This is a genomic window from Burkholderia territorii (genome assembly GCF_902833055.1).
GTDB lineage: Bacteria > Pseudomonadota > Gammaproteobacteria > Burkholderiales > Burkholderiaceae > Burkholderia > Burkholderia territorii.
Genome location: NZ_CADFEJ010000009.1, coordinates 180645 through 197249, shown reverse-complemented (window position 1 = coordinate 197249; position 16605 = coordinate 180645). Strand labels below are relative to the sequence as shown.

General features: G+C 67.2%; 15 protein-coding genes. 10 read left to right on the top strand and 5 right to left on the bottom strand.

Annotation, left to right across the window (positions count from 1 at the left end):
* From HW466_RS18130 to HW466_RS18095, 8 genes are all read left to right on the top strand, one after another.
* Window positions 1-448 (top strand): aminotransferase class III-fold pyridoxal phosphate-dependent enzyme (locus HW466_RS18130; protein ID WP_176316092.1); only part of this gene is annotated, 448 nt, incomplete at its 5' end.
* Between the two features lie 61 nt (window positions 449-509).
* Window positions 510-1625: a polyamine ABC transporter substrate-binding protein gene (locus HW466_RS18125; protein ID WP_059547021.1), complete on the top strand. Its 1116-nt coding sequence runs from the start codon at window positions 510-512 to the stop codon at window positions 1623-1625.
* Between the two features lie 188 nt (window positions 1626-1813).
* Window positions 1814-2968, top strand: a complete 1155-nt coding sequence (locus HW466_RS18120; RefSeq protein ID WP_059504576.1) for an ABC transporter ATP-binding protein — start codon at window positions 1814-1816, stop codon at window positions 2966-2968.
* 10 nt (window positions 2969-2978) lie between these two features.
* On the top strand, window positions 2979-3965 hold the full coding sequence (locus HW466_RS18115; RefSeq protein WP_059542671.1) for an ABC transporter permease subunit: 987 nt from the start codon (window positions 2979-2981) through the stop codon (window positions 3963-3965).
* Window positions 3962-4801 carry an ABC transporter permease subunit gene (locus HW466_RS18110; RefSeq protein WP_059448516.1) on the top strand — a complete coding sequence of 280 codons (840 nt, stop codon included), beginning with the start codon at window positions 3962-3964 and terminating at the stop codon, window positions 4799-4801. Before HW466_RS18115 ends, HW466_RS18110 begins: the two co-directional genes overlap by 4 nt.
* 100 nt (window positions 4802-4901) lie before the next feature.
* Entirely contained in the window at window positions 4902-6476 is a 1575-nt protein-coding gene (locus HW466_RS18105) for a DUF3138 family protein (RefSeq protein ID WP_059542519.1), read from the top strand.
* A 112-nt stretch (window positions 6477-6588) separates the two neighbouring features.
* Window positions 6589-7893, top strand: a complete 1305-nt coding sequence (locus tag HW466_RS18100) for an NAD(P)/FAD-dependent oxidoreductase (RefSeq protein WP_059794558.1) — start codon at window positions 6589-6591, stop codon at window positions 7891-7893.
* Window positions 7894-7918: 25 nt separating this feature from the next.
* Window positions 7919-9220 (top strand): NAD(P)/FAD-dependent oxidoreductase, encoded by a 1302-nt coding sequence (locus HW466_RS18095; protein WP_059869996.1) that lies wholly within the window; start codon window positions 7919-7921, stop codon window positions 9218-9220.
* A gap of 52 nt (window positions 9221-9272) precedes the next feature.
* Here HW466_RS18095 and gor read toward each other — a convergent pair whose 3' ends face one another.
* The 5 genes from gor to HW466_RS18070 form a co-directional block, all read right to left on the bottom strand.
* Window positions 9273-10628, bottom strand: a complete 1356-nt coding sequence (gene gor, locus HW466_RS18090) for a glutathione-disulfide reductase (protein WP_059869994.1) — start codon at window positions 10626-10628, stop codon at window positions 9273-9275.
* Between the two features lie 245 nt (window positions 10629-10873).
* A complete protein-coding gene (locus HW466_RS18085; RefSeq protein WP_059448526.1) occupies window positions 10874-11098 on the bottom strand; it encodes a hypothetical protein in 225 nt (74 codons plus the stop codon).
* Window positions 11099-11472: 374 nt separating this feature from the next.
* Window positions 11473-12594 carry a porin gene (locus tag HW466_RS18080; protein WP_059448511.1) on the bottom strand — a complete coding sequence of 374 codons (1122 nt, stop codon included), beginning with the start codon at window positions 12592-12594 and terminating at the stop codon, window positions 11473-11475.
* A gap of 425 nt (window positions 12595-13019) precedes the next feature.
* Complete coding sequence (locus tag HW466_RS18075; protein ID WP_059504569.1) at window positions 13020-13547, bottom strand: chromate transporter; 528 nt, start codon at window positions 13545-13547, stop codon at window positions 13020-13022.
* Window positions 13544-14158 carry a chromate transporter gene (locus tag HW466_RS18070; RefSeq protein WP_059448509.1) on the bottom strand — a complete coding sequence of 205 codons (615 nt, stop codon included), beginning with the start codon at window positions 14156-14158 and terminating at the stop codon, window positions 13544-13546. The genes HW466_RS18075 and HW466_RS18070 overlap by 4 nt, the downstream gene beginning before the upstream one ends.
* A gap of 96 nt (window positions 14159-14254) precedes the next feature.
* Here HW466_RS18070 and HW466_RS18065 point away from each other — a divergent pair, with 96 nt between their 5' ends.
* Both HW466_RS18065 and HW466_RS18060 read left to right on the top strand, forming a co-directional pair.
* Window positions 14255-15139: a transcriptional regulator GcvA gene (locus HW466_RS18065; protein WP_151005666.1), complete on the top strand. Its 885-nt coding sequence runs from the start codon at window positions 14255-14257 to the stop codon at window positions 15137-15139.
* 885 nt (window positions 15140-16024) lie between these two features.
* Window positions 16025-16531 carry a Csu type fimbrial protein gene (locus HW466_RS18060; protein WP_059504563.1) on the top strand — a complete coding sequence of 169 codons (507 nt, stop codon included), beginning with the start codon at window positions 16025-16027 and terminating at the stop codon, window positions 16529-16531.
* The last annotated feature ends 74 nt before the right edge of the window (window positions 16532-16605 follow it).

Below are 16605 nucleotides of genomic sequence, written 5' to 3'. Positions count from 1 at the left end.
CCCGATCATCGACAACGGCGAATTCAATCACGGGCTCACGTACTCGGGCCATCCGGTCGCGGCGGCGGTGGCGGTCGCGAACCTGAAGCTGCTGCGCGACGAAGGCATCGTCGAGCGCGTGAAGCACGACACGGGCCCGTACTTCCAGGCGCTGATGCGCGAAACCTTCGCGCGTCACCCGATCGTCGGTGAGGTGCACGGCCACGGCATGGTCGCGAGCCTGCAGCTCGCCGAGTCGCCCGCCGAACGCCGCCGCTTCGCGAACGGCGGCGACGTCGGCACGATCTGCCGCGACTTCTGCTTCAACGGCAACCTGATCATGCGAGCGACCGGCGACCGGATGCTGCTGTCGCCGCCGCTCGTGATCTCGCGTCAGGAAATCGATGAACTCGTATCGAAGGCGAAGAAGGCCGTCGATGCGACCGCCCAGCAGCTGGGCCTTTCGTAACGACTTTGCCTACAGGCGTGCGGCGGGCGCCGCACGCCACCATAACCAGGGGAATTCCACCATGCGTGCCTGCTTTCTTCGCCAAGCCTGTTCCGTCGCGGCCCTTGCCGCCGCGGCCGCGTTCACGTCGGTTGCCAGCCCGTCGGCGCATGCCGAAGAGCTGAACGTCTACAACTGGTCCGACTACATCGCCCCCGACACGATCCCGAATTTCCAGAAGCAGACGGGCATCCACGTCAAGTACGACAACTACGACAGCGACGACACGCTGCAGGCCAAGCTGCTGGCGGGCAGCTCGGGCTACGACATCGTCGTGCCGACGTCGAACTACATGGCCAAGCAGATCCAGGCCGGCGTGTACCAGAAGCTCGACAAGTCGAAGATCCCGAACCTCGCGAACCTCGACCCGCTCCTGATGAAGATGATCGCGGATGCCGACCCGGGCAACCAGTACGGCGTGCCCTGGGCGTATGGCACGGACGGCATCGGTTACAACGCGCAGGCCGTGAAGAAGGTGCTCGGCGACAAGGCGCCCGTCGACAGCTGGGCACTCGTGTTCGACCCGGCCAACATGGAAAAGCTGAAAAGCTGCGGCGTATCGTTCCTCGACCAGGCCGTCGACGTGTTCGCCGCGACGCTGCAATACATGGGCAGGGATCCGAACAGCAAGAATCCCGGCGATTACCAGGCTGCGTTCGAAGTCCTGAAGAAAGTCCGCCCGTACATTACCCAGTTCAACTCGTCCGGCTACATCAACGATCTCGCGAACAACGACGTGTGCGTCGCGCTCGGCTGGTCGGGCGACGTCGGCATCGCGCACCGCCGCTCGTCCGAGGCGAAGCGCTCGTACGACATCAAGTTCGCGAACCCGAAGGAAGGCGGCCTGCTGTGGTTCGACGTGATGGTGATCCCGAAGGATGCGCCGCACCCCGAGGCCGCGATGAAGTGGATCAACTACGTGTCCGACCCGAAGGTCAACGCGGCAATCACCAACACGGTGTTCTACCCGACCGCGAACAAGGCCGCGCATCAGTTCGTCACGCCGGCCGTCGCGCAGGATCCGACCGTCTATCCGCCCGAAGACGTGCTGAAGAAGATGGTGCTGATGAAGCCGATGCCGGCCGACATCCTGCGCCTCGAGAACCGTCTGTGGGCGCAACTGAAAACCGGCCACTGATCGCCATGCATCACGGCGGCGCAGGCATCGCTGCACGCCTCGCCGCCTGAGATACGCGGACCTGCGTCCGCCCGCGCGCGCCGCGCGCACTGTTCCATCCGGCATGAGCCGTTGTCCGCGAGTCGCGTTGCGCGCCTCGCGCGGGGACGCTCACGCCCGCAATCCGTGAAGAACGAATGGTGACTCCCATGCAATCGATACCCTCTTCCGCTGCCGCACGCCAGACCCAACCGGCCGCCACGGCCCGCACCAAGAACGACGCGTTCGTGCGCATCGAAAACGTCGTGAAGAAGTTCGGCGACAGCACGGCCGTCGACAACGTCAACCTGACGATCGCGAAGAACGAGCTGTTCGCGTTGCTCGGCAGCTCGGGCTGCGGCAAGTCGACGCTCCTGCGCATGCTCGCCGGGCTCGAGACGGCCACCTCCGGCAAGATCTTCGTCGACGGCGAGGACCTCGCATCGCTGCCGCCGTATCGCCGGCCGGTGAACATGATGTTCCAGTCGTACGCGCTGTTTCCGCACATGTCGGTCGAGTCGAACGTCGCGTTCGGGCTCAAGCAGGAAGGCACGCCGAAGAACGAAATCAAGGAGCGCGTGGCCGACGCGCTCGCGCTCGTGCAGATGAGCAAATACGCGAAGCGCAAGCCGCATCAGCTGTCGGGCGGTCAGCAGCAGCGCGTCGCGCTCGCCCGCTCGCTGGTGAAGCGCCCGAAGCTGCTGCTGCTCGACGAGCCGATGTCCGCGCTCGACAAGAAGATCCGCCAGAAGACCCAGCTCGAACTCGTGAACATCATCGAGAAGGTCGACGTGACCTGCGTGATGGTCACGCACGACCAGGAAGAGGCGATGACGATGGCGAGCCGCCTCGCGGTGATGAGCGAAGGCAAGATCGTGCAGATCGGCACGCCGGGCGAAGTGTACGAATACCCGAACAGCCGCTTCTCGGCCGAGTTCATCGGTTCGACGAACCTGTTCGAAGGCCGCGTGGTGGAGGACGAACCCGATCACATCTTCGTCGAAAGCGACGATCTCGAAGCGAGGATGTACGTGAGCCACGGCGTGACCGGCCCGCTCGGCATGCCGGTCGGCATCTCGGTGCGCCCGGAACGCGTGCACGTGTCGCGCGAGAAGCCCGGTTCGCATCACAACTGGGCGCGCGGCGTCGTGACCGACATCGCGTACATGGGCGCCTACTCGCTGTATCACGTGCGTCTGCCGAGCGGCAAGACGGTGGTGTCGAACCTGTCGAGCTCGCACCTGATGCACGACAGCGCACCCGCGTGGAACGACGACGTGTTCGTGTCGTGGTCGCCGGCCAGCGGCGTCGTGCTGACGCAGTGAGGGCGACATGATGAGAACTTCCGCTTCCACTCCGTCCGCACCGGTGTCGACCGGTGCGACCGTCACGACGCCGGCCGCCAGACGCCGCAGCCGCTTCGCCGCGCTGTCGCGCTTCCTGCCGTCGGGCCGCGGCGTCGCGATCGGCGTGCCGTTCCTGTGGCTCACGGTCTTCTTCGCGCTGCCGTTCGTGCTGGTGTTCAAGATCAGCTTCGCCGACCAGGTGATGGGCATCCCGCCATACACGTCGCTCGTCGAGATCAAGGACGGCGTCGTGCACTTCGCGCTGCAGCTGTCGCACTACGCGTTCCTGCTGCAGGACGACCTGTACATCGCGACCTACCTCAGCTCGCTGAAGATGGCCGCCGTGTCGACGCTGCTCTGCCTGCTGATCGGCTACCCGATGGCGTACTACATCGCGCGCTCGGAGCCGGGCCGGCGCAACGTGCTGATGATGGCCGTGATGCTGCCGTTCTGGACGTCGTTCCTGATCCGCGTGTACGCATGGATCGGCATCCTGAAGGATGACGGCCTGCTGAACCACGCGCTGATCGCGCTGGGCATCATCCACACGCCGCTGCGCCTCTATCACAGCGACGCGGGCGTCTACATCGGGATGGTCTATTCGTACCTGCCGTTCATGGTGATGCCGCTGTACGCGCACCTCGTGAAGATGGACCTCACGCTGCTCGAGGCCGCGTACGACCTCGGCGCCAAGCCGTGGGTCGCGTTCACGCGGATCACGCTGCCGCTGTCGAAGAACGGGATCATCGCCGGCAGCCTGCTGGTGTTCATCCCGGCGGTCGGCGAATACGTGATTCCCGAGCTGCTCGGCGGCGCCGACACGCTGATGATCGGCCGCGTGATGTGGGATGAATTCTTCAACAACATGGACTGGCCGATGGCGTCCGCGGTGACGGTCGCGATGGTGCTGCTGTTGCTGGTGCCGATGGCGCTGTTCCAGTACTACCAGGTCAAGGAACTGGAGGAAGCGAAATGATCAAGCCGAGCAAACCGCTGTCGACGGGCGTTCTCGCCTTCGGCTTCCTGTTCCTCTACATCCCGATCATCAGCCTGGTCGTGTACTCGTTCAACGAGTCGAAGCTGGTGACCGTGTGGTCGGGCTTCTCGCTGAAGTGGTACGCGGCGCTGTTGCAGGACGACGAGCTGCTCACGGCCGCGTGGCTGTCGCTGAAGATCGGCCTGCTGACGGCCACCGCGTCGGTCGCGATCGGCACGTGGGCCGGCTTCGTGCTCGCGCGCTTCGGGCGCTTCAAGGGCTTCACGCTGTACACCGGGATGATCAACGCGCCGCTCGTGATTCCGGAAGTGATCCAGGGCATCTCGCTGCTGCTGCTGTTCGTCGCGCTCGAGCAGATGTTCGGCTGGCCGAAGGGTCGCGGGATGGTCACGATCTGGATCGGCCACGTGATGCTGTGCGTGTCGTACGTGGCGATCATCGTGCAGTCGCGCGTGAAGGAGATGAACAAGTCGCTGGAGGAAGCCGCGCTCGATCTCGGCGCGACGCCGCTGAAGGTGTTCTTCGTGGTGACGCTGCCGCTGATCTCGCAGGCGCTGCTGTCCGGGTGGCTGCTGTCGTTCACGCTGTCGATCGACGACCTGGTGCTGTCTGCGTTCCTGTCGGGGCCGGGCTCGACCACGCTGCCGCTGGTGGTGTTCTCGCGCGTGCGTCTCGGCCTGAATCCGGAAATGAACGCGCTCGCGACGCTGTTCATCACCGCGGTGACGATCGGCGTGATCGTCGTGAACCAGATGATGATCGCACGCGAACGACGCCGGGTGGCCGACATGAAGGCGGCGTTCGCGGCGGCCTGACGCCCCTCTTCCGTTTCTCTCGATAACAAGACCCGCGCGCCGCGTGTTGCGGCGCGCGAACCGATCACACATTGACAGGCGCACGACAAGGAGAATCCGAATGAAGAAGAAACTGATCTGCCTGCTGGTGGCCGGCGCGTTGCCGGGCATCGCGCTGGCCGACTCGACTTCCGCCGAAATCAAGGCGCTGCAGGCGCAGGTCGCCGCGCTGCAGAAACAGATGAAGGCCATGCAGGCGCAGCTCGCCGCGAAGCCGGGCGGCGCACCGCTCGCGCAGGCCGGCGCGACGGCTTCGGCAAAACCGGCGATCGTGGCGGCCGATCCGTCGTCGCCGGACTATGGCCGCGCCCAGGCCACGCTGACCAACGACGAGGTCAGCGAAATGAAGCAGCAGATCGCGAACCAGCAGCTGAAGGTCGACTCGCTGACGGACGCGGCCAACACCGGGCCGCTCGCGGGCCTGTCGGTCACCGGCTACATCGATCCGACCTACATCTACAATCGCGCGGCCGGCACGTCGTCGTTCCTGTTCGCGAACCACGAGAACGCGTACAACTACTTCAACAGCACGTTCGGCGATCTGTACCTCGACATCAAGAAGACCTTCGGCGTCGGCCCGATGGCGCCGTCGGCCGAGATCACGCTGATGCCGAACCGCGGCAACGGCATCACGCTGCTGCAGAACTCGCGCGGCTCGATCACCGACAACCTGTTGAACACGGCCGTCGTCAACGTGCCGATCACCGCGTCGACGACGCTCGTCGCCGGCTTGATCCCGAGCTTCGGCGGCTACGAGGTGCAGCAGTCGAACCAGATGCTCACGCTCACGCACAACCTGCTGTACGATTTCTCGGATCCGGGCAGCTACGTCGGCGTCGGCGCGAACTACACGAAGGGCAACTGGGCGTGGAAGTTCTTCCTCGGCAACGAGCAGTACCGCACGTACGGTTCGGTCACGCAGACGGGCACCAATGCGCTCGGCGATCCGATCAGCACCAGCAACAAGGTGCCGACCTTCACGGCACGCGCCGACTACACGTGGTCGAGCGCGCTCGATATCGGCGGGTCGTTCAACATCGGGCGGCAGACGCTGGCGAGCGCGATCGACGATCAGGGCAATGTCCACTACGGCCCGGGCGGTGCGGCACCGAGCGCGTATGGTTCGTTCTTCTTCGGCGAACTCGACGCGACCTACACGCTCGCCGACGTTCAGTACAACGCCGAAGTCGACTACGGCCGGCAGCAGCATGCGGCGTTCAACGGCGGGCTCGCGCAGTGGTACGGCCTGTCGCTGCTCGCGCATCGCAAGTTCAACGCGCCGGTGGTCGGCCGCATGGGCGTGACGCTGCGCTACGACCTGCTCGCCAACACGAAGAACGGCGGCGGCGGCGGCGGCATCGCGCTGAACGGCAACGGGATGGATCCGAACAACGGCTTCGGCGTCGATGCGGACTGCCTCGCGATGTCGAAGGCCGGCGGCGGCCTGGGCTTCGAGTGCAAGGGCGCGGTGCGCCAGGACGTCGCGCTCGACCTGCTGTTCTATCCGACCCAGCAGATCACCGTGAAGGTCGAATACCGGCACGACTGGGCGAACAACAAGGTGTTCCTGCGCAACGACGGCTCGTACGGCAAGTCCAACGACCTGCTCGCGACGCAGTTCATCTATTCGTTCTGATGCGGGCCACGCGGGACGCCGTGCCGCGCGCACGGCGTCCCGCATCGTTTCAACCGGCCGGATCGCGGTGCGTCGCGCACCGCGTGCGGCCGTCTTCGAGGGAGCCGGTTCGATGACGCAGTCTTTCACCCGCCGCGCCGACGCGCTCGCGCGCGATTCGTATTACGAAGCGAGCGCCGCGCGCCCCGTGGTCGACGACCCCGTGCTGGACGACGCGATCGACGTCGACGTGTGCGTGATCGGCGCGGGTTTCGCGGGGCTGTCGACGGCGCTCGATTGCCGTGCGCGCGGGCTGTCGGTCGCCGTGATCGATGCGCACCGGCCCGGCTGGGGCGCATCTGGCCGCAACGGCGGCCAGGCAATCACGGGTTTCGCGAAAGACGAGGTGATCGAGCGGCAGCTCGGCGCCGCCGGCGCGCGTGCCGCGTGGTCGCTGTCGCTCGACGGCGTCGCGCTGATCGCCGAGCGGATCGCGCGCCACGGCATCGATTGCGATTTCACGCGCGGCTACCTGACGGTCGCGACGAAGCCGCGCCGCATCGGCGACCTGCGCGCATGGATGGATGCCGCGACGTCGCGCTGGGGCCATCCGTCGCTGTCGTGGCTCGACACCGGCGCGATTCGCGCGCGCATCGCGTCGTCCCGCTATCTGGCGGGTGTCTACGATCCGCTGTCGGGCCACCTGCATCCGCTCAAGTATTGCCTCGGCCTCGCGGATGCCGCGCGCCGCGAGGGCGTCGCACTCCATGCGCATACGCCCGCGCTCGAGGTCGTGCGCGGCGCGCGGCCCGTCGTGCGCACGCCGTCGGGCGAAGTGCGCTGCCGCTTCGTCGTGTCGTGCTGCAACGCGGGCCCCGGCGGCATCCTGCCCGCCGCCACCGCCGCGCGCATTGCACCGATCGCGTCGTACATCATCGCGACCGAACCGCTCGGCCGTGCACGCGCCGACGCGCTGATCGCGCAGCGCGAAGCCGTATGCGACAACAATTTCTTCCTCGACTATTTCCGGCTGTCGGCCGACCATCGAATGCTGTTCGGCGGCCGGGCGAACTCGGCGGGCGCGTCGCCCGACACGCTGGCGGAAACGATTCGTCGGCGCATGGTCGGCGTGTTCCCGCAGCTCGCCGACGTGCGCGTCGACCACGCGTGGGGCGGCTTCGTCGACGTCACGCGCAATCGTGCGCCGGACTTCGGCGCGCTCGATCCGAACTTCTTCTACGTCCAGGGCTTCAGCGGGCACGGCGTCGCGCTGACCGGCATCGCCGGGCGCGCGATCGCCGGCGCGATCGCGGGCGACACGCGCGCGTTCGACCTGTTCGCGCAACTGCGCCACCGGCGCTTTCCGGGCGGCGACGCGTGGCGGCAGCCCGCGCTCGAACTCGGGATGCTGTATCACCGCGTGCGCGAGCTGTTCTGAACCTCTTTCATTCGTTTTCCTGATCATGCAGACATTCGCCAACCAGCCGCACGTCGCGTCGTACTACGCGGCGACCGCCAACGATACGACCCGCCATGCGCCGCTCGCCGGCGCGACCGACGCCGACGTGTGCGTGATCGGCGCCGGCCTCACCGGCTTGTCGGCCGCGCTGAACCTCGCCGAGCGCGGCCATTCGGTGACCGTGCTCGAGGCCTCGCGGGTCGGATGGGCAGCGAGCGGTCGCAACGGCGGCCAGCTGATCGGCGGCTTTGCATGCGACATCGACACGTTCGGCAGCTTCATGCCGGAAAGCGACGTGAAGCGGATCTGGGACATGGGCCTCGAAACGCTGTCGCTCGTGAAGTCGCGCATCGCGCGGCACGACATCGACTGCGCGCTGGTACCCGGCTACCTGACCGCCGCGAATACCGAGCGCGACGCGGACGGGCTCAAGCGCTGGCGCGACGAGGCCGCGAAACGCTTCGGCTACGACCGCTTTCATTTCGTCGAAGCGGACGAGCTTGGCGACTACGTGCAGTCGGCGCGTTATCGCGGCGGCCTGTACGACCCCGACAGCGGCCACCTGCATCCGCTGAACTACACGCTCGGGCTCGCACGAGCGGCGACCGACGCGGGTGTGCGAATCCACGAAGACAGTTGCGTGACGCGCGTGCGCGACGTGTCGGGCGGCCATGTCGTCGAGACCGCTGACGGGCACGTGCGCGCGCGCTTCGTCGTGCTCGCGTGCAACACGTACGTCGGCACGCTCGCGCCCGCGCTGGCGAAGAAGATCATGCCGGTCGGCACTTACGTGATCGCCACCGAGCCGCTCGGCGAAGCACGCGCCGCCGCGCTGATGCCCGCGCGCGCGGCGATCTGCGACAGCCGCTTCGTGCTCGACTATTTCCGGCCGGCGCCCGACACGCGGCTCGTGTGGGGCGGCAAGGTCAGCTATTCGACGCGCGAACCGCGCGATCTCGCGGCGGCGATGCGCGCGGACATGCTCAAGACGTTCCCGCAGCTCGCGGACGTCAAGGTCGACTACGCATGGGGAGGCTTCGTCGACATCACGATGAACCGCGCGCCGCACTTCGGGCGCGTCGCGCCGACGATGTATTTCGCGCAGGGTTTCTCGGGGCACGGCGTGAACACGACCGCGCTGGCGGGCAAGCTGATCGCCGAGGCGATCGACGGCCAGGCGAGCCGCTTCGACCTGTTCGGCAAGATCAGGCATCGCGACTTTCCCGGCGGCGCGACGCTGCGCACGCCGGCGCTGGTGCTCGCGATGAGCTGGTATCGGCTGCTCGACGCGTTCGGTGTGCATTGAACGGGGCGCATCGGTGCGTGCGGCACATAGCGAGCCGGCGCCCCGGTTTCCATCACTCGGCCACTTTCTGCCGCATCGTCACGAATTCCTCGGCTGCGGTCGGATGAATGCCGATCGTGTCGTCGAACTGCGCCTTCGTCGCGCCCGCGCGGATCGCGATCGCGATGCCCTGGATGATCTCGCCCGCGTCGCGGCCGACCATATGCGCGCCGATCACGCGCTGGCTGTCGCGCGCGACCACGAGCTTCATCAGCGTGCGTTCGTCGCGGCCCGACAGCGTGTGGCGCAGTGCCTTGAACGACGTGCGGTAGATGTCGACGTCGCCGCGCAGGCGCCGCGCATCGGCCTCGGTGAAGCCGACCGTCGCGACCTCCGGCTGGCTGAACACGGCCGACGGCACGTAATCGTGATCGACCGCGACGCGCGCGCCGCCGAACAGCGTCCGCGCGAGCAGCGCGCCGTCGCGTGTCGCCACCGGCGTGAGCTGCGGCCGTGACGTCACGTCGCCGATCGCATGGATCGAAGGCACCGACGTCGCCGAATACGCATCGACGGCGATCGCGCCGCGCGCGTCGAGCAGGACGCCCGCCTGCTCCAGCCCGAGCCCGTCGACGTTCGGCACGCGGCCGGTCGCATAGAGCACCTGGTCGTATGGCCCGTGCCGCGCATCGCCGACGCGCACGAACAGCGTGCCGTCCTCTGCGCGCTCGATCGACTCGATCACCGCGCGCGCATGAATCGCGACACCCTGTTTCGTCATTTCGTCGGTGAGGAACTGACGCACGTCGTCGTCGAAGCCGCGCAGGATCTTCTCGCCGCGATAGAAGAGATCGACATGGCTGCTGAAGCCGGTGAAGATGCCCGCGAATTCGACCGCGATATAGCCGCCGCCGACCACCGCGATGCGGGCGGGCAGCTTGTCGAGCGACAGCGCCTCGCGCGACGTGATCGCATGCTCGATGCCGGGCCGCGGTGGCATCGACGGGCGCGAGCCGGTCGCGATCGCAATATGGCGCGCGCGGATCGTGCGCTCACCGATCGCGACCGTATGCGCGTCGACGAGGGTCGCGCGCCCTGCGTGCATCTCGACGCCGGATTGCCGCAGCAGGTCGATGTAGATGTCGCTGAGCCGGTTGATCTCGCGATCCTTCGCGGCGATCAGCGCGGGCCAGTCGAGCGTGCCGGCGCCGAAGGTCCAGCCGAAGCCCTTTGCGTCCTCGAGTTCGTGCGGATAGTGCGATGCGTAGACGAGCAGCTTCTTCGGAATGCAGCCGCGCAGCACGCAAGTGCCGCCGATCTGTTCTTGTTCCGCTATGCCGACGCGCGCGCCGTATGACGCCGACATCCGGGCGAGCCTCACGCCGCCGGAGCCGGCCCCGATGACGAACAGGTCGTAGTCGAATTCCATCGCAAGCCCTCATCGCAGTTCGGATGACGGCACGATAGCAAGATTCGGGGATTCGTGCGGAACATGGCGCCGCAGCACGCGTGCGCCATAAAAAAACGGCGAGAGACGTCGCCTCTCGCCGGTCAAACCAGCTGCCGGGTGTGCCATGCGTCACCGATCGACCACATGCCCGACCTGCCGGCCGCGCGGCACCGGTTCGCCCGGGCGCGCGAAGGGCGCACCCGCGGCGGGACCGGCCGCCATGCTCAGGCCTGCGACGTGTCGCCGCCGTCCGTCGCCTGCGTATCGTCTGCCTGCTGGGGCTGCTCTTCCTTCTTCTCCAGCATGCCTTCGATCGCCTCGGCGCCCTTGAAGCCGGCAACGGCCGCCGCTGCCTTGGTCAGCAGGCCCGCATCCGGATCGACCTTCTCCGCCGCCTCGACGGCTGCCACTGCGCCAGCGATTTCACCCACGGTGTTCAGGATACCCATCGTCATCCCCTTTCAAGAAAATCGTGAGCGCATCGTCCCACGAAAAAAACCGGCGGACCGTGTTTGTCATCACCGGATACACAAGTTACGCACCAGGCCGGCCGCATGCGAGACGCGCGCCGGAACCACGCCCGCGCGTGCGCTACGGCACACGGCGGACCCTGCACGCAGCGTAGCGGAATCGCTTCGCGCGCACTGTCAAAGTATGTTCTGGAATCCCGACGGAATCCTTACGGGCCGGCCATTCCCGATGGAGCGGTCGCTGAATGGTCGCCCGTGTGGATGAAGGTCGCGCGCACAAAAAAAAGAGGCTCCCGCAGGAGCCTCTTCGATGCGCGCCAGGCCTGGCCCGGCGCACGCATGCCGATTTTTCGTCAGAAGATATTGCGCAGGCCGATCGCGATGCCGGTCTGGTTGCTGCGACCCGGCAGCTCGACGTTCGCCGCGCCGTTCGTCTTGTTGAAGTCGACGGTGCCGTAGACTTCGGTGCGCTTGCTGAGCGCGTATTCGGCGATGCCGACGATCGCGTAGCGGTTGCCGCTCGCGAGCGTGCCGTTCGTGGTCATCGCGTTGCGCATGTGGTCGTAGTAGAACGCGCCCGTCAGCGTCAGCGGCGTGCTGACCTGCCAGCTCACGCCCGCGAACGGACCGTCGTCGATCCGGCCCGTGCCCTTCGCGACCGGAATCGACTGCTGCGCGAGCAGGCTGTCGACGAAACCGGTGTCGTCCTTCGAGCGCAGGTAGCCCGCATAGACCTTCGCCTTGCTGAACGCGTACACGACGTTCGCGTGGTAGATCGTCTGCTTGCGTGCGGAGTTGTCGCTGTTCTGCTGCGCGCCGGCCGCGATGCTGAGCGGGCCCGCCACGTACGACAGCGACACGCCCCATGCATTGCCCTTGCCGAGCGAGCCCGGAATCTGGCCGGAGAAGCCGCCCGCGCCGGTCGACTCGTAGTTCGTGCCCGTCGAGTACATCGCCTTGGCGGTCAGGCCCGCGAACTTGCCCGTGTACTTGATCTGGTTGTCCGCATACAGGCCGCCACCGAGCGCGACCGGCAGCCACGCGTTTTCGAGGTAGTTGCCGACGGTCAGCGGATCGTAGGTGTCGGCCAGCAGGTCGAACAGCGGCGTCTTCTGGCGGCCGAGGGTCACCGTGCCGTACGGGCTCTGCAGGCCGACGTACGCTGCGCGGTTGAACAGGCGGCCGCTGTCGGCGAATGCGCCGTTCTGCAGGTTCACGCCGCTTTCGAGGTTGAACAGGGCCTTCAGGCCGCCGCCCAGATCTTCCGTGCCGTAGATGCCGAAGCGGCTGTTGGTGATCGCGCCGTTGGTCATCGACAGCAGGCCGTCGTTCTTGGCGTTGGCGTTGGTCAAATACCGGATGCTGGCGTCGGCGACGCCCCAGAGCGTGACCGAGCTTTGTGCTGCTGCGTACTGGCTGGCGAAGGCCAGCACCGCGCCCCCTGCGATGGCTGCGAGTCGGGTGGTCTGCTTCATGAGCTTTCCTTTTTGTAGGTGTCTCCATTCATGGCCGGCCGCGTGCGCAGCCGGGTGGCGATCGCGCACGTTCATGGCGCGCGCGATGTGGGCTGAATCATAAGACCAGTGCGCGCCCTGAAAGAAATTGAAATGCGCGGCAACGCCGCGATTGTCGTCCTGGAACAACGTTTCCCGCGCCGGGCTTGCGTCGCGCGCGGCCGAAGCGTGGCGCGGTGATGGGGGAACGACGGCCGATGCTGTAAGGATCGGCCGGGAATGCGGTCGATGCAGCCCGACGCATCGGCGGTGGATGCGCAGCGAGCGGGCACACGGCGACTGCGCGCGCGGGCGGCGGCTCGGCCCGATCTCGTGAACGGAGACCGGCCGGCGTCTGCCTGGCGTTTGCTATCGCCCGACGGAAGCCGGCACGGAACGGCCGCCGCTTACTGGCCGATGCCCGTGAGGCCGATCAGCGCGCCGGCCGCGAGCAGCCAAAGCGGATGAATGCGCGTGCGCCACGCGAGCACCGCACATGCGGCGGAGATGCCCCACTGGATCGCGGTGCGGTTCGACGCTTCGGAGATGAGCAGCGCGCTGGCCGCGACGAGCCCGGCCGTGACGGGCATCAGCCCCTGCTGCACGTAGCGCCGCCACGGCCGGTCGCGAAAGCGCTCCCACGCGTGCAGCGCCAGCACCGTGACGAGCGACGACGGCCCGAACTTCGCGATCGACGCGACCAGCAGCCCGGCCCAGCCGGCCACATGCCAACCGACCAGCGACACGATCATCATGTTCGGGCCCGGCGCGGCCTGCGCGAGCGCGAACAGCGCGGTGAACTCGTGCGCGCTCATCCAGTGATGCACGTCGACGACCTGCCGCTGCATCTCCGGCAGGATCGTATTGCCGCCGCCGAACGCGAGCAGCGAAAGCTGGCTGAAGATCGTCGCGATCGCGATCAGCGTTTCGTTCATGGCCGGCCCCCGTCGCGCGCGGCCGCGCGCTGCGATGCCGGCGTATCGCGACGCCGCGACGCGAGCCAGATGCTCACCGGCGTCAGCACCAGCATTGCCGTCAGGAGCGGGATGCGCAGCACAGCGATCGCAGCAAACGCGAGCACCGCGATGCCGGCCGCGGCGCGCGGCGCGTGCCGCAGCGGTTTCACGACCTTCACGGCCATTGCGACCAGCAGGCCCGCGGCCGCGGCGGCGAGCCCGCCGAACAGGTGCTGCACGCGCGGGTCGCCCTGTGTCTTCGCGTACAGCACGCCGAGCGCGACGACCACGAGCGTCGGGCCCGCGATCAGCCCGAGAATGCCGGCGAACGCGCCCGCGACGCCGCGAAAGCGCATGCCGACGGCAACCGACAGGTTGATCACGTTGCCGCCCGGCAGGAACTGGCACAGCCCGAGCAGATCGGTGAATTCGTCGGCGGTGAGCCATTTGCGCTCGTCGACGATCGTGCGCCGCGCGAACGGCAGCGCCCCGCCGAACGACATCAGGCCGAGCGACAGAAAACCGGTGAACAACTCGGCGAGGCCGATCCGGCGCGCGGACGCGGCGGGCGGCGGAGAAACGGATTGCATGGGGGTCCTCATCAAACGATGCCCCGAGGTTACCGCCGTTGCGCGTCCCGGCAAAACGATTTTATTGGCACGCCTTTGTGATCTAGAATCACAAGCATGGCACGCGATCTCCCGCCCTTTTCCGCGCTTCGGGCCTTTGAAGCAGCGGCACGACACGAAAGCTTCAGCGCAGCCGGCGACGAGCTGCATGTGACTCACGGTGCCATCAGCCGGCAGATCGCCGGGTTCGAGGCGTGGCTGGGCAAGCCGGTGTTCCATCGCTACGGCAAGCGCGTGAAGCTCACCGACGAAGGCCGCCGCTATCTGGATACCGTGCGTGGCGCGTTCGACAGCATCGCGCTCGCCACCGAGCAGCTGCGCAACACGGGGGCCGCGCGCGTGCTGCGCATCAATGCGCTGCCGACCTTCGCGATGAAATGGCTGTTGCCGCGCCTGTCGCGGTTCCAGCGCGGCATGCCGAACGTCGAGCTGAAGCTGTCCACGTCGAATGCGCCGCTCGACACGCTCGACGGTTTCGACGTCGCGATCCGTCGCGGCCCCGGCCACTGGCCGGGCTACACGAGCGGCCACTTCCTCGACGAAAGCGTGATTCCGGTCTGCAGCCCCGCGCTGCTCGAGCGCGCGCCGATTGCCAGCGCGGACGATCTCGCGCGGCATGTGCTGCTGCATTCGGATACGCGGCCGGAAGGCTGGCGCGACTGGTTTGCGGCGGCCGGCGTGACGATGAAGGGGCGCAAGCGGCAGTCGTTCGACCACTTCTACCTGGCGCTGCAAGCAGCCGTCGACGGGCTGGGCGTCGCGCTCGGCCCGCTCCCGCTGATCGACGACGAACTCGCAAGCGGCCGCCTCGTGATGCCGCTGCCCGGGCCGCGCATCGCGACGCGCAGCTACTGGTGGATCGCGCCGGGCGCGGCGGCAGAGGATCCGCTCGTCGCGCAGTTCTGCGCTTGGCTCGCGGCGCAGTCGAATGTGAACGCATGACGCGTCGCGCACCTGGCACCCGCCTGTAACGGCCACGATGCGCCGCGCTGCGTTTGCGCGCGCGTTGCACGAATGAAACCGATCCGCATGCAACGCGCACGATTCCCCTGCGGAATCGCCGTCGCGCGGCCCCGGCGTTTATCCCGTCATTCCAGCCACCGCACGCCGGTTCTGGCGTGCATCCGACCGGCTTGCCGCCTCGCGTTTCACGGCTGAAACACTTACGCATCCGCCACGTCGCCCCGGCGGCACGCCGCGTCCGCCCAGCCCCTGTTTGCGCGGAAGTCCGCGTGCTGGCCCGCTGCTTGCTGATGCAGCCGTGCACACAACGACACTGCACGGGCGAACGGCCCAACGCAGGCGACAAACAATCATCAAGCGGGTCGGGGAAATCATGTCCAAACTGATATCGGCCGTCACACGGCTACTGTCGTTCATTACTGCTCCTGTCACGCATCCGCCGATGCGCGTGGCGCGACTTCGCGCCGCCCCCGTCCGGTGCGCGAACACGGCCCACACCGTCAACCGACGTCACCGCGCCTCGATCCAATAGGCGAACCCCGGGAACCCACTGCCGGGCGCATGCGCGCCACGACGAGTCGTGCCTTTCGCGCGGGCATGTCGGCCCGTGCTCGCTCGCATGCCGACGCGCATGCGGGCGGTGACAGCCGCGACTGACGTCGTATGCCGCAGCACCGCAGCGTGCCCGGGCGCCGCGCCGCTCCGACTCCGCATCACGACACAAAGGAGGTGCCCGCCCAGCCAGCGATCCGATTCCGACGCACCGAGAAGACCTATCGCGCATCCGGACGATCGAGATTCCGTCCCGAACGACCCGCTCGTCGCACCGGCCGCACTTTTCAGCTCTCAAGGGAGAAATACATCATGAAGCATTCCTTACTGACCAAGGCGGCACTTGCCGCATCGCTCGCTTGCGTGGCCGTCGCCGTCTCGGCCGGACAAGCCAGTACGACGTTCGGCGTGTCCGCCACCGTCAACGCAACCTGCCTGATCGACTCGGCCGGCGCGTTGACCTTCCCCGCCTACACGCCCGGCACCGGCGATCAATCCGCGCAATCGGCGATCACGGTCCGCTGCACGAACGGCACGAACTTCAACATCGGCCTGAATGCGGGCATGACGTCCGGCGCCACGGTGAGCAACCGCATCATGACGAGCGGCTCGAATCAGCTCAACTACTCGCTGTACCAGGATTCGGGCCGCACGGTCGTGTGGGGCAACACGCCGCCGACCGACACCGTCAACGGCACCGGCCAGGGCATGGCGATGGCCCAGGCGATCACCAAGACCGTCTACGGCAAGGTGCCCGACCAGCCCAACGCGGTGCCCGGCAGCTACGCCGATACGGTGACGGTCACCGTCACGTTCTAGCGCCGCGCGGAGGGTGCGCCGCATCGCGGATGCGCGCGCCCCTCCCGAGCGGGACACGCCAAGCGCGTCGAAGG